General features: G+C 48.2%; 18 protein-coding genes. 11 read left to right on the top strand and 7 right to left on the bottom strand.

The genetic code is table 11. The features are described from left to right. Positions 1–6: 6 nt before the first annotated feature. From rsmA to FD960_RS09355, 4 genes are read right to left on the bottom strand one after another with little or no spacing between them, the layout of a single operon-like run. Positions 7–783 carry a 16S rRNA (adenine(1518)-N(6)/adenine(1519)-N(6))-dimethyltransferase RsmA gene (gene rsmA, locus FD960_RS09340; RefSeq protein ID WP_215298906.1) on the bottom strand — a complete coding sequence of 259 codons (777 nt, stop codon included), beginning with the start codon at positions 781–783 and terminating at the stop codon, positions 7–9. Then, the gene (pdxA, locus tag FD960_RS09345) at positions 783–1,802 is read right to left on the bottom strand and encodes a 4-hydroxythreonine-4-phosphate dehydrogenase PdxA (protein WP_215300670.1); all 1,020 of its coding nucleotides are present in this window, start codon (positions 1,800–1,802) and stop codon (positions 783–785) included. Before pdxA ends, rsmA begins: the two co-directional genes overlap by 1 nt. Beyond that, positions 1,777–3,231, bottom strand: a complete 1,455-nt coding sequence (locus FD960_RS09350; RefSeq protein WP_215298907.1) for a peptidylprolyl isomerase — start codon at positions 3,229–3,231, stop codon at positions 1,777–1,779. The genes pdxA and FD960_RS09350 overlap by 26 nt, the downstream gene beginning before the upstream one ends. Next, entirely contained in the window at positions 3,228–5,753 is a 2,526-nt protein-coding gene (locus tag FD960_RS09355) for an LPS-assembly protein LptD (protein ID WP_215298909.1), read from the bottom strand. The genes FD960_RS09350 and FD960_RS09355 overlap by 4 nt, the downstream gene beginning before the upstream one ends. A gap of 33 nt (positions 5,754–5,786) precedes the next feature. Here FD960_RS09355 and FD960_RS09360 point away from each other — a divergent pair, with 33 nt between their 5' ends. The 10 genes from FD960_RS09360 (at position 5,787) to ruvB (ending at position 15,412) form a co-directional block, all read left to right on the top strand. Beyond that, positions 5,787–6,803, top strand: coding sequence for an aminoglycoside phosphotransferase family protein (locus FD960_RS09360; RefSeq protein ID WP_215298911.1), 1,017 nt, complete (start codon positions 5,787–5,789; stop codon positions 6,801–6,803). Further along, complete coding sequence (murU, locus tag FD960_RS09365) at positions 6,800–7,525, top strand: N-acetylmuramate alpha-1-phosphate uridylyltransferase MurU (protein ID WP_215298913.1); 726 nt, start codon at positions 6,800–6,802, stop codon at positions 7,523–7,525. Before FD960_RS09360 ends, murU begins: the two co-directional genes overlap by 4 nt. Then, entirely contained in the window at positions 7,518–8,891 is a 1,374-nt protein-coding gene (gene pepP / locus FD960_RS09370) for a Xaa-Pro aminopeptidase (RefSeq protein ID WP_371817430.1), read from the top strand. The genes murU and pepP overlap by 8 nt, the downstream gene beginning before the upstream one ends. 13 nt (positions 8,892–8,904) lie before the next feature. Next, the gene (locus FD960_RS09375) at positions 8,905–10,062 is read left to right on the top strand and encodes an FAD-dependent monooxygenase (RefSeq protein ID WP_215298917.1); all 1,158 of its coding nucleotides are present in this window, start codon (positions 8,905–8,907) and stop codon (positions 10,060–10,062) included. A 160-nt stretch (positions 10,063–10,222) separates the two neighbouring features. Beyond that, positions 10,223–11,239 carry a tRNA dihydrouridine synthase DusB gene (dusB, locus tag FD960_RS09380; protein WP_215298919.1) on the top strand — a complete coding sequence of 339 codons (1,017 nt, stop codon included), beginning with the start codon at positions 10,223–10,225 and terminating at the stop codon, positions 11,237–11,239. A gap of 26 nt (positions 11,240–11,265) precedes the next feature. After that, positions 11,266–11,505 (top strand): helix-turn-helix domain-containing protein, encoded by a 240-nt coding sequence (locus tag FD960_RS09385; protein WP_215298921.1) that lies wholly within the window; start codon positions 11,266–11,268, stop codon positions 11,503–11,505. A 48-nt stretch (positions 11,506–11,553) separates the two neighbouring features. Continuing rightward, positions 11,554–13,134: a bifunctional phosphoribosylaminoimidazolecarboxamide formyltransferase/IMP cyclohydrolase gene (gene purH / locus FD960_RS09390; protein ID WP_215298924.1), complete on the top strand. Its 1,581-nt coding sequence runs from the start codon at positions 11,554–11,556 to the stop codon at positions 13,132–13,134. A gap of 28 nt (positions 13,135–13,162) precedes the next feature. Continuing rightward, positions 13,163–13,681, top strand: a complete 519-nt coding sequence (gene ruvC / locus FD960_RS09395) for a crossover junction endodeoxyribonuclease RuvC (protein ID WP_215298925.1) — start codon at positions 13,163–13,165, stop codon at positions 13,679–13,681. A gap of 47 nt (positions 13,682–13,728) precedes the next feature. Then, positions 13,729–14,310 carry a Holliday junction branch migration protein RuvA gene (ruvA, locus tag FD960_RS09400; RefSeq protein ID WP_215298927.1) on the top strand — a complete coding sequence of 194 codons (582 nt, stop codon included), beginning with the start codon at positions 13,729–13,731 and terminating at the stop codon, positions 14,308–14,310. Positions 14,311–14,344: 34 nt separating this feature from the next. Further along, positions 14,345–15,412 (top strand): Holliday junction branch migration DNA helicase RuvB, encoded by a 1,068-nt coding sequence (gene ruvB / locus FD960_RS09405; protein WP_215298928.1) that lies wholly within the window; start codon positions 14,345–14,347, stop codon positions 15,410–15,412. 59 nt (positions 15,413–15,471) lie between these two features. On the opposite strand, the gene FD960_RS09410 is transcribed toward ruvB, so the two are convergent. Together FD960_RS09410 and tyrS are read right to left on the bottom strand one after the other, a co-directional pair. Then, positions 15,472–15,678: a hypothetical protein gene (locus FD960_RS09410; protein WP_215298930.1), complete on the bottom strand. Its 207-nt coding sequence runs from the start codon at positions 15,676–15,678 to the stop codon at positions 15,472–15,474. A 125-nt stretch (positions 15,679–15,803) separates the two neighbouring features. Then, on the bottom strand, positions 15,804–17,036 hold the full coding sequence (gene tyrS, locus FD960_RS09415; RefSeq protein WP_215298932.1) for a tyrosine--tRNA ligase: 1,233 nt from the start codon (positions 17,034–17,036) through the stop codon (positions 15,804–15,806). A gap of 89 nt (positions 17,037–17,125) precedes the next feature. Here tyrS and FD960_RS09420 point away from each other — a divergent pair, with 89 nt between their 5' ends. Next, the gene (locus tag FD960_RS09420) at positions 17,126–18,256 is read left to right on the top strand and encodes an anhydro-N-acetylmuramic acid kinase (protein ID WP_215298934.1); all 1,131 of its coding nucleotides are present in this window, start codon (positions 17,126–17,128) and stop codon (positions 18,254–18,256) included. 8 nt (positions 18,257–18,264) lie between these two features. On the opposite strand, the gene erpA is transcribed toward FD960_RS09420, so the two are convergent. After that, positions 18,265–18,639 (bottom strand): iron-sulfur cluster insertion protein ErpA, encoded by a 375-nt coding sequence (gene erpA / locus FD960_RS09425; protein ID WP_088526457.1) that lies wholly within the window; start codon positions 18,637–18,639, stop codon positions 18,265–18,267. Between the last annotated feature and the right edge of the window lie 3 nt (positions 18,640–18,642).

The raw sequence follows: 18,642 nt of genomic DNA on the forward strand, positions 1-18,642 counted from the left end.
CAGACCCTATGCGGCTAGTGTTTTAGCCCACTCAATATAGCGCTCTACGGAAATATCCTGGGCGCGACACTTTAGCTCAGCTTCCGATAGAGTGATCCTATCAGCGAAGGCAGATAAATTGGTTCGCAACATCTTTCTTCTCTGAGAAAACGCTGCCGCCACAACCTTCTCCAGCGCGTGCCATTGGGCATCATTTAAATCAAAATCCCGCCTTGGAATCATACGCACAACTGCTGAGTTCACTTTAGGCTGCGGATCAAATGCTTCTGGCGGAACCTCTAAGACCAGCTCCATGTCGTATCGAGCTTGCAACATGACAGAAAGCCTACTGAACTCTGAGCCGCCAGCTTTAGAAACCATGCGCTCCACCACCTCTGCCTGCAACATAAATACCTGCTCATCAATCACACTCGCGGCAGAGACCAAATGAAACAGTAGTGGCGAAGAAATGTTGTAAGGCAGATTACCGACAACTTTACACAAACCACTGTTAGCCGGTCGAGAGTTAGCCCATTCCAGAAAATCAAACTTGAGCGCATCCCCTTCAATCACATTGAGTCCCGGGAGATTCTCGTGATTCCAATAAGCCACTAAATCGCGATCGATCTCCAACAAATCCAACTTCTCCAGATTGCTGAGCAAGGGTCTAGTAAGTGCGCCAAGCCCTGGGCCAATTTCAATAACATGCATATCTGGATTTGGATTGATGGCGGCAACAATGGAATAAATCACTCCAGAGTCCTGCAAAAAGTTCTGGCCAAATCGTTTACGAGCGCGATGCATCATGTCTTTGCTAACTTTGAATGAACTACTAATTGATATGCCAAGCGCAAGGCTTCGAGCATGCTGCCAGAATCGGCAAGACCTTTACCTGCGAGGCCCAAGGCAGTTCCATGATCCACTGAAGTGCGAATAATGGGCAAACCTAAGGTAACGTTGACGCCACCGCCAAAGCTAACAAATTTGAATGGCGCCAGACCTTGATCGTGGTACATGGCAATAAACCCATCAACCGTATTTAAGGCGCTTGCATCAAACATCGTGTCGCCTGGATAAGGGCCAGATACGCGTATGCCAGCGTCTTTGGCAGCCTCAATCGCCGGAGCAATGATCTCAATCTCTTCGCGACCCAAGTAACCCGACTCACCTGCATGCGGATTTACTCCGGCAACTCGAATTACAGGATTAACAATACCAAATCTAGTACGCAAGTCATGATGGACAATTTGAATGGTTTCCAGAATGTGCTGATAGGTAAGCGCCGAAGCCACATCCTTTAAAGGCAAATGGGTGGTCACTAGAGCAACTCTAAGATCTCGACTTTTCTGCAGCCCCAAAAATCCTGATGGCAAAGTAGCGCATAGCATCATCACCACATGCTCTTTGCCACAAAGCTTCGCTAGATGTTCGGTATGACCTGTAAATAAGCCTTCGCCAGAGTCAAGGCCATCATTAATAACGCTTTTTTGTAATGGCGCCGTGACCATTGCATCGAAACACCCTTCGAGACAAGCTTGAGTCGCAGTATTGAGAATGTCTAAAACGTACTGCCCATTGGCGGGATTCAACTTGCCAGGCGTTACTGGTGCCGAAAGAGCAATTGACTCAACCTTGAGGCGACCCAATAAATCCCTTGGGATATTGGATGGCTGCAATAAACCAGGATCACCAAGCAAGGTGATGGTGGCGGCAGGCTGCTCCTTTAAGAAATCAATCGCTGCCACGATAGAAACCTCTGGGCCAATACCTGCCGGCTCACCAGAGCTAACAACTAAATTAACGGGAGCTGGATGCTGGATCATCTGCATTAATGATCTTCACCGTAGCGGTGTCGCGTAATTCGCGAAGCCAGTCTTGATAAGCCTGCTCAAATTTACGTTCCCGAATTGCCGCACGGGCAAATTGACGCTGCTTCTCAACAGTCAACTGCGCCTCACGTCGCTCCAGAACTTGAATGAGATGCCAGCCAAATTCTGTTTTAACTGGATTACTCACCTCACCTATTTGTAGGCGATTCATGGCCTGGTCAAATTCTGGAACAAGATCTCCAGGACCCATCCAACCCAGATTACCACCGTTAGGTGCAGATCCATCCTCAGAATACTTTTTCGCTAGCTCACCAAAATCTGCAGTCTTAGCGCGAACCTGATCGCGATAACCGGCCAAGCGTCTTTCCGCATCTTGATCAGTTAAGCCAGCACGGCTACGCAATAGAATATGGCGAGCCATTGTCTGGGTCACCATAATATTTTGCGGGGTAGATGGTGCGCTCTCTTGTGGAGCCGCTTGTTGGACCTCAGGGGCACCAGCAACTAAGGCGCGACGATCAAGCACTTTAAGAACGTGATAACCGGCCGGACTCTTCACTACAGCATTAGCAACCTGACCGCCGCCAGTATTTCTGATCGCTTCATAAAATAATTGAGGCAAACGATCGGGGGTGCGATAACCCAACTCTTGGAATTTAATCTTTGGATTATCTTTTGCTGCCATCGCACCCAGCTGCAAGAAATCGACATCACCACGCGCTTCACGCAATAAAGACTCCGCCTTCTTTTTGGCCTCAGCTTGCGCCCCAGCACCACTAGAAACATCGACAGGAATAAAAATCTGCGCTACATCAATCTCTTCTGGCGCACCTTTGGCGGCAGGAGCAGAACGTGTTGCACCTCCTCCAGACACCGCACGATTGCGATCGGTAATGAAGTTATCAATTTCAGCATCAGAAATCTTAATCTTGCCCTCAACCTCTCTCTCGCGATAACGGCTAATAATCACGTCATCTCGTAACATTTGGCGATAGCGATCATAGCTACTACCTGTGGCGGCGATTTTGACCTTTAATTCCGCTACTGTTAATTTATTTTTTGCAGCGATATCCGCAATAATTTTGTCGAGCTCTTTATTGGTAACAATAATGCCTTCTTGTTCCGCATTCTGCAGTTGAATTTTTTCAATAATTAAACGCTCAAGAATTGTTTTCCTCAAAGTTGCAGCATCAGGCAATTTTGTTCCTTGCTTCTGAAGCGCTGCAATTCGATCATCAATTTCTTTGCGCGTTACATAACCGGTATTTACTACTGCAGCAACGCCATCGATGTTGCGAATTTTGCTATCCCCACCCGATGTAGTCTTTGAGCTATCTTGCGCAAACGCGCTATGAGCAAGCAAAGCTGCGCCAGCCAGCATCGTGGCAACGAAGACATTTTTAAATTGATTCCTATGCATCATTGATAGTTCTCATATATGGAAGGTGGTATAGGCTTAGAAGTAGGCATATATCCTGGAACATTAAGCTTCATGATATCAACTGGATTGCTTCCCGCGCTACCAAAGCCCCTAAATTCTATTTGGAATAAAACTTGAGTGGTAGTAATTTGCGAAGTATTGAGCACTTGTGAATATGCTCCACGGAAAGTCCAGCAATCCCGCATCCACTCTAGAGCCACTAGGCTGTTTAAAGTTTTAGTAGTAAGCGCATCGTAACCCCAGCGACCCAATACAGAGATTTCACGGGTGAGGGGCCATTGGCCTGAGATGTTGTATTGATCGGTAGTGGTCTGGGCCAATGTAGCTGGGGTTGGTCCAAGCGCCTGCGTTGGAGGCGTCCAAACATTTCGATAACCAAAGTTCAAACTTCTCCCCGGGGTTGGGCGCCAGCTACCACCCACGGTAGTTTGAACAAACTTATTTAATTGGGTGTTGTACTGCCCGAACATATCAGCACTAAAGTTACCAAGTAGTCGAACGGATGCCGAGCCTAAGGTATCAGAATAAGTGGTTGGATTCACAATATTCCCGTTTAGGCCTACGCGCTGGCCAGTAAAGTCTTGGCGTTGTGCAATCGTGACGTTTGCCCGCTCTGCGCCAGTGCTAGCCTCAATCATTCGGCTTGTAAGACCACCGGTCAATTTATTGTTATCCGCAATACGGTCATTACCAACAAAGGTATTCTCACTAAAAATTTGCGTTACGCCAAAGCCCGCATCGGTTGTATCGAATAGCGGTGTCAATGCTTGGTTTTGATAAGGCGTATACACATAGAACGCCCTAGGCTCCATAGTTAACAACATATCGCGCCCAAAGAAACCCTTCAACTCAGCAGCATCTCTTTCGAACGCCAAACCTGAATCCAAGCTAAATGTTGGAATAGCAAACCCCTGGGCTGGAGGGGCGCCTGGCGTATATGCACTAGCAGCATAGTTATTCGCCTGAAAGCTCACCTTAGGGGTGATGTAGTAACCAGGGGTGACTTGAGGCAAGGCCATTGCACCCTTAATCACAGTTCGGTCAGCCTGGCTATATAGGTAGCCGGCTGGGGCCGCTGCCAAGTTACCGTTCACGTTATAAGAAAACCGTGTGTAGTCGGTAGAGAAAGTAGTAATCGGTCCAGAAGGTAGCGTTAAGTACTTACCGGTGGCATCTGAAACCGTCGGTGTAAGGCGATTGCTATAACTCGCATTAATGTTTGGCAGGATGTTGTATGGAGACTGAACGATGGCGGTTGGATCCGGCTGCAAGGTCTGGAAGGTAACCGCCTTGGCTGACACATTCCAATTACTCAAGCTACCAGTCAAATTCTTGGTCGTTCCCACCTCTTGGCGGAACTGACTGGTTACTGCGCCAGCAATACTTTGTGAGAAGTCCGTTGGGTACAAATTATCTGAAACGCGCGCCACGTTGGCATAGCCCGTCCAAGCGCCCGCAATAGGAATGCCACCCAAACCTAATAAGTCACCACTAAAGTTTTGTCTCTGCTGCCAGTCATAGCGCCAGCGATCGGTGCCCGTTTTACGATCGTAAGGCAGGTAATCACCGCCCAACGTTCCTGCGTATTGCTTATCCAAGAATTGATACTTAGCACCCAACTGCACACCGCGCTGAGCCATCACCCGAGGTATTAATAACAAGTCTCGATTAGGGGCGATGTTGACGTAATACGGCTGAGTAATATCAATACCGTTATTGGAGTTATACCCCGCCACTGGCGCCAATATTCCAGAACGCCTTTGGTTTGATGTTGGCGCCGTGAAATACGGCACATAAGCGATAGGCACATCGAAGAAACGCATCACTCCATGCGTGCCCACCATTTCTTTTTGCTCGTTATCAATCTCAAGCGTACTGGCTGTGAAATACCAATCTAAATTTTCTGGAGTGCAGGTTGTATAAGTTGCTTTATCAAATACAAAAACATCTGATGTTTCGATGGTTAATTTTTTTGCATTGCCACTCGCGCGGTTATCGCGCAACTCATAATTGGGGGCATCCATTTCACCTTCGCGTGCGTCTACTTTGAAACGCGCCTTGGGCCCCCTGAATGTTGCATTCCCTTTTGAAAATTCTGTATTACCAATTAAATCTGCCACATCGGTATCGGGATCGTACTGAATTTCGTCCGCTTTTATCACTGCGCCATTGCGACGGATTTGAGCTCGTCCTTTGAGACGCATTTCACGATCAACAGTTCCCTCGATCGAATCGCTCGATGTAAACGTCAACGCCTTGCCATCTTCAATTGGTTTACCAACGCGTAACTGGTCATCTAACTTGAGAACAGTAACCTCACCACGATCTGGAATTAAAACGGTATTTTGGGACTTATTGGGATCACTAATTGGGGGCAAAGGAGCGGGTGCTTGCGCGCTCACTGGAAGGGCAAATTGCGACAATGCAACCCCCATGATGACGCGCAGGGTGACAGCTAAAATAAGAGGGGCGCAAAGGCCGGCGCGACGGCGATAATGACTCATAGATCCAGACCCGCCTTATTATACGAATCGACCATGACTGACTCTCGCTTAGACACCCTCCGCAGCTGGCTAAAAGGCCTCAAACCTAGCTGGCAATTAGATCTCCCCAGTTTGGCCCCTGCCTCGGCAGATGCCAGCTTTCGACGGTATTTCCGAATTGAGTCGAAAAATCCGGAATTTGGGACTTTGATCGTGATGGATGCCCCACCCCAACATGAGCCCCTAGATGCCTTTTTAAAGGTGGATTTATTGCTCGCGGAAGCAGGTTTAAATGTTCCTAAAATTTTGGAACAGAACGTTGTTGAAGGCTTTCTTTTACTCAATGACTTGGGCACCAAAACTTACTTAGCAGAGCTTAATCCTGAGAGCGCTGATCACCTTTACAAAGATGCGACGCATGCTCTAGTACAGATGCAATTGGCGAGCAAGCCAGACGTATTGCCAAACTATGATGAAGCTCTACTGCAACGCGAATTAGATTTGTTTCCGGAGTGGTATTTGAAGAAGCATCTCCAAATGGAATTAATGGAGGTTCAAGAGTCCCAAATCAAACAAGCATTTGCACTCATCATTAAAAATAATTTAGCTCAAGAAAAAGTGTACGTACATCGCGACTTTCATTCACGCAATCTCATGGTGACGGAAGTGAATAATCCAGGTGTGATTGATTTTCAAGATGCAGTGTATGGGCCAATTACTTACGACGCAGCCTCATTATGGCGCGATGCTTACATTGCATGGCCTGAAGAACGCGTCATTGATTGGGTGATTAAATTCTGGGAGGAAGGTCGCAAAGCTGGGCTACCCATGACCGATGATTTTGGACAGTTCTATCGTGACTTTGAATGGATGGGTTTGCAGCGCCACCTCAAAGTCTTAGGTATTTTTGCCAGACTCTTTCATCGAGATGGCAAAGATGGATACCTCAAAGATATTCCTTTAGTTTTGGAATACGCGATTGCGACTGCCCATCGATATATTGAACTTAAACCGTTAGCGCGTATTCTGGAGTCAACCCGCACTTCAGTCACCCAAAATAAGTCAGTATGAATCAAACTAGCAATGCGATTGCCCTACCCTGCCTGCTACTTGCAGCAGGACGTGGCGAGCGTATGCGTCCACTGACGGACAATCTACCAAAGCCGCTGCTAACAATCAAAAATAAATCCTTACTTGCATGGCACTTGGAAGCACTCTCAAGAGCCGGCATTCGACAGATTGTGATTAATCATGCATGGCTTGGTCAGAAGATTGAAGATGCGCTTGGTGACGGCAGTCAATTTGATCTCAAGATCCAATACTCCCCAGAAGTAAGCGCCCTAGAAACTGCCGGTGGTATTCGTAAAGCCCTGCCTTTACTGAATCCGGCCGACTACTTTTTTGTAATCAATGGCGATGTCTTTTGCCCAAATTTTCCCATTGGCCAATTGCTTGAGCAGCTGAAAGCGTGTCGCCAGCAAACCAATCCGCCACTGGCCCACCTCGTAATGGTTCCGAACCCCGTCCAACACCCTGAGGGGGATTTCTACCTTCAGAACTCCGGGGTAAGCGATAGCCCCACAGAAGGAGCTGAAAAGCTTACTTTCTCAGGGATTGGCTTGTATCACCGTGATTTATTTAAGGGTTTAGAGCTTGATATTCCAGCAAAGCTGGCTCCTCTCCTCAGGGAGGCTATGGCTGAAAATAGGGTCTCCGGTGAAAAATACAGCGGACCATGGCACGATGTAGGTACTCCACAACGATTACAAGAGCTCAATGCAGCTAATGAATAAGTCTAATATTTACCAACAACGCCGAATTGAATTAGCGAAACAGATTTGCGCCAAGACAGCCGGTGGTATTGCCATCATTACCACCGCCCCTGAATCTGCCCGCAACCGCGATAGCGAGTTTCCATATCGCCATGACAGTGATTTTTTCTACTTAACTGGTTTTGAAGAGCCAGGAGCAACGCTAGTCCTCAAAATTGCCGGTAGCAGTAGCAACCCTCAATTGGAGTCCCACCTCTTTTGCAGGCCTAAAGATGCTGAGCGCGAGATCTGGGATGGCATCCGCTTGGGGCCAGAAGCAGCGCCCGAAGCTTTAGGCGTGGAATACGCTCACAGCAATCATGAGCTTGATCAAAAACTCAGCGAGCTATTGGCAGACCAAGAGGCTATCTATATTCGCCTCTCAGAGAGTGCAGAGACCGATCGTCGCTTACGCCACTGGATGAAACAGGTGCGCCAACAAGCCCGTTCCGGTGTCAATCCACCTTCCGAGCTGCATGATATTGAAGCCTTGGTTCATGAGATGCGTCTCTTTAAAGATGCGCATGAAATCGACATCATGCGAAGAGCCGCTGAAATATCCGCGCGCGCCCATATTCGTGCAATGCAAGTATGCAAGCCAGGAATGCGCGAATACCATCTCGAAGCAGAATTACTCCATGAGTTCCGCCATAGCGGAGCGCAGAGCGTGGCCTACAACAGCATTGTGGCTAGTGGTGCGAACTCCTGCATTCTTCACTACCGCGCAGGCTCTACTGAATTACGCAGTGGTGAGCTATGCCTGATTGATGCCGGGTGCGAGCTCGATGGCTATGCCTCAGATATCACACGCACATTTCCAGTGAACGGTAAATTTACTAGTCCTCAACGTGCCTTATATGACATCACGTTGGCAGCGCAAGAAGCAGCCATTGCCGCAACAAAACCTGGCAACACTTTCATGCAACCCCATGAAGCGGCACTCAAAGTTTTAACGCAAGGTCTGCTAGATGAAAAACTCTTGAAGCTCTCTGAGCTAGGCTCTCTAGATAACGCTATTGAATCTGGCGCCTATCGTCGCTTTTATATGCACCGCACTTCGCACTGGCTAGGCATGGATGTTCACGATGTCGGCTCTTATCGCGAACAGTTCAGTGCCAGCAAAAATTCCTCCGAGGAAAAACCTTGGCGTGTTCTGAAGACAGGCATGGTTCTCACGATTGAGCCAGGCCTATATGTACGCCCAGCAGATGATGTGGATGAATCATTTTGGAATATCGGCATCCGCATTGAGGATGATGCCGTAGTAAATGATTCTGGCTGTGAATTAATTTCTCGCGGGGTTCCAGTCAAGGCCGATGAGATCGAATCTCTGATGCAAAACCATTAATACGTCAGCCAGCATGCCAAACGATAGTTACGATATTTTGATTCAAGGGGGCGGGCCTGTCGGCCTTGCTTGTACAGCATGGTGCTTACAAAAATTCCCCGAAGCAAAAATCGCATTACTGGATCGCAACCCGCAAAACGATGCCGATCTGGTTGCGGCCGATAGCAGGGGTATCGCCCTCTCCCATGGCAGCAAGTTGCTGCTGGATACGATCAATGCATGGCCTACAGAATGCGCCGATATTCATCGAGTACATGTATCCCAAGCGGGCCGCTTTGGTAGAGCCTTAATGACTCGTGAAGAACTGAAACAAGATGCGCTGGGTCACATCATTCGCTATCGCGATATTCATCTCACGCTTCGCAAAGCCTTAAGAACCATTCAAGCTCAAAGCCCGAATTTTGTATGGCGCCATATTGATGCGGACACCAATACCAACGCGATTCAAGCTAAATGCATCGTGCATGCCGAAGGTGGCCTATTTAGAACGCAAGATTGGGTAGAGTCCGGTCGTGACTATGAACAATCTGCTTTAGTAGGTTTAGTTGAAGTTGAGAATGCGGCGCCTCACCAAGCATGGGAACGATTTACCGCGGAAGGTCCCCTAGCGGTTTTGCCAAGCCACTATGGCCCGAATATTTTGAATCTTGTATGGTGCGGCTCCCCGCAATCCTCTCAGACAAGACTGCAATTGAGTGATGCGGATTTTCTAAAAAGTTTGCAAGCAGAATTTGGCTCACGTATCGGTCAATTCCTCCAGGTTCAAGATCGTCGTCTGTATGAGTTAGGCCTTAATTACCGCAAAGAGATTACTCAAGGCAATGAAGTTTGGATTGGTAATGCCGCACAGACCCTGCACCCGGTTGCTGGGCAAGGCCTCAATTTGGGACTCCGCGACGCTTATCTATTGGCAGAAAAGCTGAGCGCCCTTTTCTCGAGGTCAGATGATGAAAAAACTTCCGCAGCCATTCAAAAAACCTTGGGGGACTATGCCCAAAGTCGTAAAGTGGACCGTACTGCCACCATTGGCCTGACCGACTTTATGGCACGGGTTTTCACCTCAAACCTACTTCCAGTGGTTGTGGCCAGGGGATTGGCTTTATCGGCCCTCCAATGGCTTCCCCCAGTCAAGACAGCCTTAGCCCGCCAGATGATGTTCGGCAGGCGCTAAGAGCCTGAAATAGCCCCTAAAACCCAAGCATTACTCGTTTCACCTAAATCACGGAATTTGCCTATTTTTTAGGCAAATTGAGGGGTGATTGTGCTAAAGTGTCAGGCTTCCCGATCACCAGACATACCCCTTTCTTTATACCTAGCCCAGCACAATAAAAATGAAGATTGGTCCACACCTCCTCGCGAATAAGCTGTTTGTCGCCCCAATGGCCGGAGTGACCGATCGCCCTTTTAGGCAGCTTTGCAAAAAGCTTGGGGCTGGGTATGCCGTATCTGAAATGATTGCGTCCAACGCCCTCTTGTGGAAAAGCGAAAAAACACAACGTCGCGCCAATCACCAGGGGGAATTTAAGCCGATCGCGGTGCAGATCGCTGGAGCAGATCCCCAGATGATGGCAGCGGCTGCAAAACTCAATGTTGACCATGGCGCACAGATCATCGATATCAACATGGGATGTCCCGCAAAAAAGGTTTGCAATGTCGCGGCGGGCTCCGCACTGCTAAGAGATCAACCTTTGGTGCAGCAGATTTTAGAGGCGGTAGTTCAAGCGGTTAGCACAGGCCCGGATGCGGTACCAGTGACCTTAAAGATTCGCACTGGCTGGGATCGCGAACACAAGAATGCTATTGATATTGCCCGTCTTGCCGAACAGTCTGGCATTTCCATGTTGACTGTTCATGGCCGCACTAGAGCGGATCTGTATCACGGTGAAGCGGAATACGAAACGATTGCGGCTGTGAAAAGTAGCGTCTCCATACCAGTAGTAGCCAATGGCGACATCACTACCCCGGAAAAAGCAGCTTTTGTTTTACAAGAGACTGGTGCAGATGCCATCATGATTGGTCGCGCAGCCCAAGGACGTCCCTGGATTTTTCGAGAGATTAATCATTTCCTGGAAACGGGTGGCAAATTACCCACACCACAAATTAATGAGATTCAAAGCATCATGAACGCCCACCTCATAGACCACTATGAGTTCTATGGCGAGTACATCGGACTTCGCACTGCACGCAAGCACATTGGCTGGTACTGCAAAGGACTGCGAAATTCACATGCATTCCGCCAAAGAATGAATACGGCCGATGATTGCAAAACACAATTACAGATGGTGAATGATTTTTTTGATGAGATGAAATCCCATTCAGACCGTTTGTTATTTTTAGAAGCAGCCTAACTTCAGTTTTTAGTGATTGATTACCTATGACAAATAAGCACCCCATTACCGAATGCATTGAAACCCAACTGCAACGCTACTTGGATGACCTCAAGGGAACTCCGCCATCAGATTTGTATCAAATGGTTTTAGCGGTAGTCGAAAAACCAATGTTAGAGCTAGTGATGCAACACGCCAAACAGAATCAGTCCTTGGCAGCGCAATATCTCGGCATCAATCGCAATACCCTGCATAAGAAATTACTTGAACATCAATTACTCAAGTAATACAAACTCATTCCTAAATTATTTACCCATTAAACCTTCCTACTGAATATGATCCGTACAGCCCTCCTCTCCGTCTCCGATAAAAACGGCATCGTGCCTTTTGCTAAAGCCCTGCATGAGCAAGGCGTCAAGCTAATCTCTACTGGCGGCACAGCTAAGCTCTTGGCTGAAAATAAGCTGCCTGTCGTAGAAGTTTCTTCATTAACTAAATTTCCAGAAATGTTGGATGGCCGCGTGAAGACATTACACCCGATGGTGCATGGTGGTCTGCTTGCTCGCAGAGACCTTCCTGAGCACATGGCTGCACTGAAAGAGCACGGCATCGACACAATTGATATGCTTGTGATCAATCTTTACCCCTTCAACGAGACGGTTGCTAAGGCAGACTGTTCATTTGAAGATGCGGTTGAGAACATTGATATTGGCGGTCCAGCAATGTTGCGTGCCGCTGCGAAGAATCATCAAGATGTCACTGTATTGATCTCGCCAGAAGACTACGCTCCTGTATTGGATGAGATGAAGGCAAACAAGAATGTGGTTTCTTATAAGACGAATCTGGGATTAGCTAAGAAAGCATTTGCCCATACCGCCCAATACGATGGCGCTATTGCAAACTATCTGAGCGCATTAGGCGATGACTTAGACCATAAGGCACGCTCAGCCTATCCTAAAACACTCCATCTCGCTTTTGAAAAAGTACAAGAGATGCGTTACGGTGAAAATCCACATCAGTCAGCTGCCTTCTATAAAGATATTTACCCAGTAGATGGCGCGCTTGCCAATTACAAACAACTACAAGGGAAAGAACTTTCCTATAACAATATTGCTGATGCAGACTCTGCCTGGGAATGCGTAAAGAGCTTTACTGGTAATGCTGGTGGTGCCGCAGCTTGCGTAATCATTAAACATGCCAATCCTTGTGGCGTAGCCGTTGGCGCAAATGCGCTCGAGGCTTATCAGAAAGCATTTAAGACCGATCCAAGTTCTGCATTTGGCGGCATTATCGCCTTTAATGTGCCTTGTGATGGTGCTGCGGCAGAAGCCATCTCTAAGCAATTTGTAGAAGTGTTAATTGCGCCCAGTTTTAGCGATGAAGCAAAAGCCCTCTTCGCCACCAAACAAAATGTGCGCCTATTAGAAATCCCACTTGGCACTGCATTTAATGCTTTTGATTTCAAACGTGTTGGTGGCGGTCTATTAGTGCAATCTCCTGACGCGAAGAATGTGTTGGAAAGCGAAATGCGCGTAGTGAGCAAACGTTTGCCAACTCCAAGCGAAATGCACGACATGATGTTTGCATGGCGCGTTGCTAAATTCGTGAAATCCAACGCTATCGTGTATTGCGCCAACGGTATGACCCTCGGAATTGGTGCAGGACAGATGAGTCGCGTGGATTCTGCGCGTATGGCGAGCATTAAAGCGGAGAACGCTGGTTTGAGTCTCAAAGGCTCCGCGGTAGCAAGCGATGCGTTCTTCCCATTCCGCGACGGATTGGATGTAGTGGTAAATGGCGGTGCAAGTTGTGCCATTCAACCAGGTGGCAGCATGCGTGATGATGAAATCATCGCGGCGGCAAATGAGCATGGCATCGCCATGATCTTTACCGGCACACGCCACTTCCGCCACTAAACGACACTAGAGAATCTCTGAGTACCCCATGCGCTGGATTGGAATCGACCCGGGATTACGTACAACAGGTTTTGGTGTCATCGATGTTGATGGTCAAAAACTCACGTATGTGGCCTCCGGAACGATTGAAAGTGGTGATCCAGCCAAGGGGCTACCAGAGCGCCTAGGCGCGCTCTATGCTGGTGTAAAAGAAGTTTTAGAGACCTATCACCCAGAGGCAGCCGCAATTGAAGAGGTGTTCCTTAATGTCAATCCACGCTCGACTCTGATGCTGGGACAAGCAAGAGGGGCGGTGATTGCTGCCTTGGTTTCTGAAAAGCTCTCTGTTGCTGAATACAGCGCCTTAAGAGTGAAGCAAGCAATCGTCGGCACTGGCCGAGCTGCCAAGCCTCAAGTCCAAGAGATGGTGAAACGACTATTACGCCTTAATCGCGCTCCAGGTACGGATGCATCAGATGCGCTGGGGGTAGCCATTTGCGCTGCGCACCACGCCCAGATTCCCAAAGCCATTACCGCCGCATTAGCCCCTAAGAAACGCAGCAAGTAAATAATAAGCAAAAAATATCTAAAGACATTACAGGTTAAGATCTTCACATGATTGGTCGCATTCAAGGAATTCTCGTTTCAGTTCATCCACCTCGACTCTTGGTAGATTGCCAAGGCGTTGGTTATGAAATTGATGTGCCAATGAGCACGCTGTATCAACTACCAGAGACCAATCAAAAAATTACTCTACTAACGCACTTCCAGGTTCGCGAGGATGCGCAGCAACTCTTTGGCTTTGCGACAGAAACAGAGCGCGAAGCATTCAGGCAGTTGGTCAAAATTAGCGGCGTCGGTTCGCGCACTGCATTGGCCGTCCTATCAGGCATGAGCGTGAATGAGCTAGCGCAAGCGATTACCATGCAAGAGGCTAGCCGCTTGACCCAAGTTCCTGGCATCGGAAAAAAGACTGCTGAACGTCTTTGCTTGGAGCTCAAAGGCAAGCTTGCTCCTGATTTAGGAATGATTGGCGGCAAACCCCAGGCGATTGAAGCAAGTAGTGAAATATTGCAAGCGCTCTTGGCTCTCGGTTATTCAGAAAAAGAGGCACATCTCGCGCTTAAGCAAATCCCACCTGATACCTCGGTTTCCGACGGCATCCGTATGGGCCTGAAATACCTCTCGAAGTCTTAATCACTAGTTACTCAAACACCACTACACTTGCAGCATGGCAATCCACACAGAAGACCTTAGCTCTATTCCCGAAGATTTACCGGAGGGTAACGATCGCATTGTGAGCGGTGCCGCAGGTAACGCTGAGGCTGTCTTCGAAAGAGCATTGCGCCCAAAACAGCTCGATGAGTATGTTGGTCAAACGAAAGCTCGCGCCCAGTTAGAGATTTTCATTACCGCGACCAGAGCAAGACAAGAGGCTCTGGATCATGTTCTTTTGTTTGGCCCTCCTGGACTCGGCAAAACGACATTGGCGCACATCATTGCACGAGAGCTTGGCGTGAACTTGCGACAAACAAGTGGCCCCGTATTGGATAGACCAGGTGATCTTGCAGCCCTACTCACGAATTTAGAAGCCAATGACGTGCTCTTTATTGATGAGATTCATCGTCTCTCACCCGTTGTAGAAGAGATCCTCTACCCCGCTCTAGAGGATTACAGTCTGGATATCATGATTGGCGAAGGCCCAGCGGCACGCAGCGTCAAGATCGATCTCAAACCATTTACCTTGATTGGTGCGACTACTCGCGCCGGCATGCTCACCAATCCTTTGCGCGATCGTTTTGGCATCGTGGCACGCCTAGAGTTCTACACTACTGAAGAGCTCACCAAAATCATCACGCGCTCAGCCAACTTACTCAAAGCCGACATTGATCCAGATGGATCGATTGAGATTGCAAAGCGCGCTAGAGGTACCCCACGTATCGCCAATCGCCTACTGCGTCGCGTACGCGACTATGCAGAAGTGAAGGGCACGGGTACGATTACCAAGGCCATGGCTGATGCCGCGCTGAAAATGCTTGACGTAGATCCGAGCGGATTTGATGTGATGGATAGAAAACTGCTGGAAGCCATCTTGCATAAGTTCGATGGTGGCCCGGTAGGTATTGATAACTTAGCTGCGGCAATTGGTGAAGAGCGCGACACTATTGAAGATGTCCTAGAGCCCTACCTGATTCAGCAAGGCTATTTACAGAGAACCTCTCGCGGCCGAGTAGCAACACGTCAAGCCTATGAGCATTTTGGGCTCACCCCGCCCAGCAGCATTAGCTCAGATACTTAAGTAGCGCTCAATCAAATACCCGCCAGAGCGGGTATTATTACATCCTTAATAACAAAGCATTAAAACAATTTATTGAGAGTTAATCCGATAGTTTGAATGGTTGCCGTTCCAGTGCTGTTACCAATTAAAGAGTCTTGATAACTGGTGGTAGAGCCTGGATTATTAAATGTTGAATAGTAATTTGAGGTTTTATTTTGTGTCATTGCATAGATGTAGCTAAAGTCTACGAAGTAGGACTTATCTAAGAAGTAAGTTCCGCCAAGCATCGCTGCTCCTCCATACACCCATTGTGTGGCTGTAAAGTTTTGAGGAGTTCCCGATACATCAGTTCTTACTCCATTTAGATCTGCAAAACCAATGAGATTGTTGATCTTCGTGCCGCAAATAAAAATTAGGTCAGAGTGACTTTGGCAAACTTACGTTTCCCGACCTGCACTACATAAGTGCCCGACTCAATCTTTGCTTGCTTGTCGGCAATAGTGACACCATCAATCTTGACGCCGTTCTGCTCAATATTGCGCATAGCTTCTGATGTTGACGGGGCAAGTCCCGCAGCCTTGAGCAGACTGGCGATTCCCATTGGAGCACCAGTCAGGCCAACCTCAGGAATCTCATCAGGAACGCCACCCTTAGCACGGTGATTGAAGTCTTCTAAAGCTTTTTCTGCCGCAGCTTGAGAATGGAAACGCGCTACGATTTCTTGACCTAGCAGCACTTTGCAATCGCGCGGGTTACGACCAGCAGCGACTTCTTGCTTCATGAGATCAATCTCGGTCATTGGGCGGAAAGAGAGCAATGTGAAGTAATCCCACATTAAGTCATCCGAAATACTCATGAGCTTACCAAACATGTCACTAGCAGGCTCGCTAATGCCAATGTAATTACCTTTGGACTTACTCATCTTGTCTACGCCATCCAAACCAACTAACAGTGGCATAGTCAAAATACATTGCGGCTCTTGACCGTACTCACGCTGGAGTTCACGGCCAACTAAAAGATTGAATTTTTGATCTGTACCGCCAAGCTCTAAGTCACTCTTCAAAGCAACCGAGTCATAGCCCTGCATCAGCGGATACAAAAATTCATGTACGGAGATTGGTACGCCACTACGGTAGCGTTTTGTAAAGTCTTCGCGCTCTAGCATTTGCGCAACGGTATATCTAGCAGCCAACTGAATCATGCCACGCGCGCCCAAAGGATCGCACCACTCACTGTTATAGCGGACCTCAGTTTTCGCTGGGTCAAGCACCATACTCGCCTGGCGATAGTAGGTCTGCGCGTTCACTGCAATTTCTTCAGCGGTTAATGGTGGGCGCGTGACATTGCGTCCAGAAGGATCGCCAATCATGCTGGTGAAATCGCCAATTAAGAAAATGACGGTATGGCCCAAATCTTGCAACTGGCGCAATTTATTCAGAACAACGGTATGCCCCAAATGAATATCAGGCGCTGTAGGGTCCAAGCCCAATTTAATGCGCAAAGGAACGCCGGTAGCTTGGCTTCTCGCTAGCTTTTGAATCCAATCCGCCTCAACTAAAAGCTCCTCACAGCCCCGCTTAGTCACTTCAAGGGCCGCAAAAACTTCAGGAGTCAGTGGGTATTTTTGTTCTGGTTTAGCCGTCATGCTGATTCGGTTAAGTGATTCAGTTAAATTAGTAGTTAAATTGCTAAAACATTATTGTCGCATTCCTGAGAAAAAAGCCCCGATACCGCATGAACAAACCTGATTCCCTGTACATTGGCCTGATGTCTGGCACTAGCCTAGATGGGATTGATGCAGTCCTTACAAAACTAGCGGTCACAGGTGAAGCGACTCTGTTGGGGGCCGTCAGCGCCCCGTTTAGCCCTCAATTACGCAAAGCCCTGCTGGACCTGCAAACGCCTGGACCAAATGAGATCCACCGGGAGAATCAAGCAGCAAACGCCCTTGCAATCGCCTATGCAGCAGCGGTTCAGCAATTGCTGACCCAGACAAAGCATCAGCCCTCGGATATCAGCGCCATCGGCGCTCATGGCCAAACTATTCGTCATCAGGCAGATCTTTCTCATCCGCTTGCCTATACCCATCAAACCCTCAATCCAGCATTACTTGCTGAACTCACCGGGATTGATGTCATTGCAGACTTTAGAAGCCGCGATCTAGCGGCCGGAGGTCATGGCGCTCCACTCGTTCCAGCCTTTCATGCGCAGCAATTTGGCTCGGACCAACATCTTGCTGTTCTCAACATCGGTGGCATCGCCAACCTAACCCTCCTTCCCGCCACCGGAGAAGTAAAGGGCTTTGATTGCGGCCCAGGAAATATGCTGATGGATGCCTGGATTGCAGATCAACAAGGTCATGCCTTTGATGAAAACGGTACCTGGGCACTGCAAGGTGAAGTGCACAAAACACTCCTTAATAAGATGCTAAGTGATCCATTTTTTACTAAAGCACCACCCAAGAGCACAGGCCGCGATGACTTTCATCTAGAGTGGCTACAAAAATATATTGGCGCCGACAACATCAATCCCGAGGATGTTCAGGCAACGTTGCTACATCTCACAGCACACTCCGCACTACAAGCCTTAGCGCAACATGCGCCAGAAACAACAACCCTCATTGTTTGCGGAGGTGGGGCGCGCAATACCGCTTTGATGCAGTTATTAAAGGCAAGTACAAATAGCGTGTTTAAACACTCGTTGGAAGTGGTGACAAGCGATGTGCTTGGCATTGATCCACAATTGGTTGAAGGTCTTGCATTTGCCTGGCTTGCTTGGGCTCACAAAGAAAAACGGCCAGCAAATCTGCCAGCCGTTACAGGAGCGAGGGGTCCTAGAATTCTAGGCGCTTGCTATCCAGCGTAATTTTTTACTTATGCTGAAAAAGAAGATCCGCAGCCACAAGTAGTTTGGGCGTTTGGATTCTTGATCACAAATTGTGATCCGTTGATATCTTCTTTGTAGTCAATCTCAGCACCCACTAAATATTGGAAGCTCATTGAATCCACCAATAAGGTCACGCCATTTTTTTCAAAGAGCGTGTCATCTTCATTCACAGCATCATCAAATGTGAAGCCATATTGAAAACCTGAACAACCACCACCTTGAACGAACACGCGCAACTTCAATTCTGGATTACCCTCTTCAGCAATCAAGTCAGCCACTTTCGCAGCAGCGCTATCCGTAAACACCAATGGAGTTGGTGGCTCGGCTAAATCTTGTGCAGTTTGTGTCGCTAATTCGGTCATGAT

This window comes from Polynucleobacter sp. AP-Nino-20-G2, from assembly GCF_018688235.1.
Lineage (GTDB): Bacteria > Pseudomonadota > Gammaproteobacteria > Burkholderiales > Burkholderiaceae > Polynucleobacter.

Excerpts from the sequence above, each read along its gene's own strand:
- purH (WP_215298924.1), top strand. The coding sequence starts at position 11,554 with ATGATCCGTACAGCCCTCCTCTCCGTCTCCGATAAAAACGGCATCGTG.
- FD960_RS09355 (WP_215298909.1), bottom strand. The coding sequence starts at position 5,753 with ATGAGTCATTATCGCCGTCGCGCCGGCCTTTGCGCCCCTCTTATTTTA.
- dusB (WP_215298919.1), top strand. The coding sequence starts at position 10,223 with ATGAAGATTGGTCCACACCTCCTCGCGAATAAGCTGTTTGTCGCCCCA.
- rsmA (WP_215298906.1), bottom strand. The coding sequence starts at position 783 with ATGCATCGCGCTCGTAAACGATTTGGCCAGAACTTTTTGCAGGACTCT.
- FD960_RS09420 (WP_215298934.1), top strand. The coding sequence starts at position 17,126 with ATGAACAAACCTGATTCCCTGTACATTGGCCTGATGTCTGGCACTAGC.
- FD960_RS09350 (WP_215298907.1), bottom strand. The coding sequence starts at position 3,231 with ATGATGCATAGGAATCAATTTAAAAATGTCTTCGTTGCCACGATGCTG.
- ruvA (WP_215298927.1), top strand. The coding sequence starts at position 13,729 with ATGATTGGTCGCATTCAAGGAATTCTCGTTTCAGTTCATCCACCTCGA.
- ruvC (WP_215298925.1), top strand. The coding sequence starts at position 13,163 with ATGCGCTGGATTGGAATCGACCCGGGATTACGTACAACAGGTTTTGGT.
- FD960_RS09410 (WP_215298930.1), bottom strand. The coding sequence starts at position 15,678 with ATGCTTGGCGGAACTTACTTCTTAGATAAGTCCTACTTCGTAGACTTT.
- FD960_RS09385 (WP_215298921.1), top strand. The coding sequence starts at position 11,266 with ATGACAAATAAGCACCCCATTACCGAATGCATTGAAACCCAACTGCAA.
- pdxA (WP_215300670.1), bottom strand. The coding sequence starts at position 1,802 with ATGATCCAGCATCCAGCTCCCGTTAATTTAGTTGTTAGCTCTGGTGAG.
- erpA (WP_088526457.1), bottom strand. The coding sequence starts at position 18,639 with ATGACCGAATTAGCGACACAAACTGCACAAGATTTAGCCGAGCCACCA.
- FD960_RS09375 (WP_215298917.1), top strand. The coding sequence starts at position 8,905 with ATGCCAAACGATAGTTACGATATTTTGATTCAAGGGGGCGGGCCTGTC.
- pepP (WP_371817430.1), top strand. The coding sequence starts at position 7,518 with ATGAATAAGTCTAATATTTACCAACAACGCCGAATTGAATTAGCGAAA.
- murU (WP_215298913.1), top strand. The coding sequence starts at position 6,800 with ATGAATCAAACTAGCAATGCGATTGCCCTACCCTGCCTGCTACTTGCA.
- tyrS (WP_215298932.1), bottom strand. The coding sequence starts at position 17,036 with ATGACGGCTAAACCAGAACAAAAATACCCACTGACTCCTGAAGTTTTT.
- FD960_RS09360 (WP_215298911.1), top strand. The coding sequence starts at position 5,787 with ATGACTGACTCTCGCTTAGACACCCTCCGCAGCTGGCTAAAAGGCCTC.
- ruvB (WP_215298928.1), top strand. The coding sequence starts at position 14,345 with ATGGCAATCCACACAGAAGACCTTAGCTCTATTCCCGAAGATTTACCG.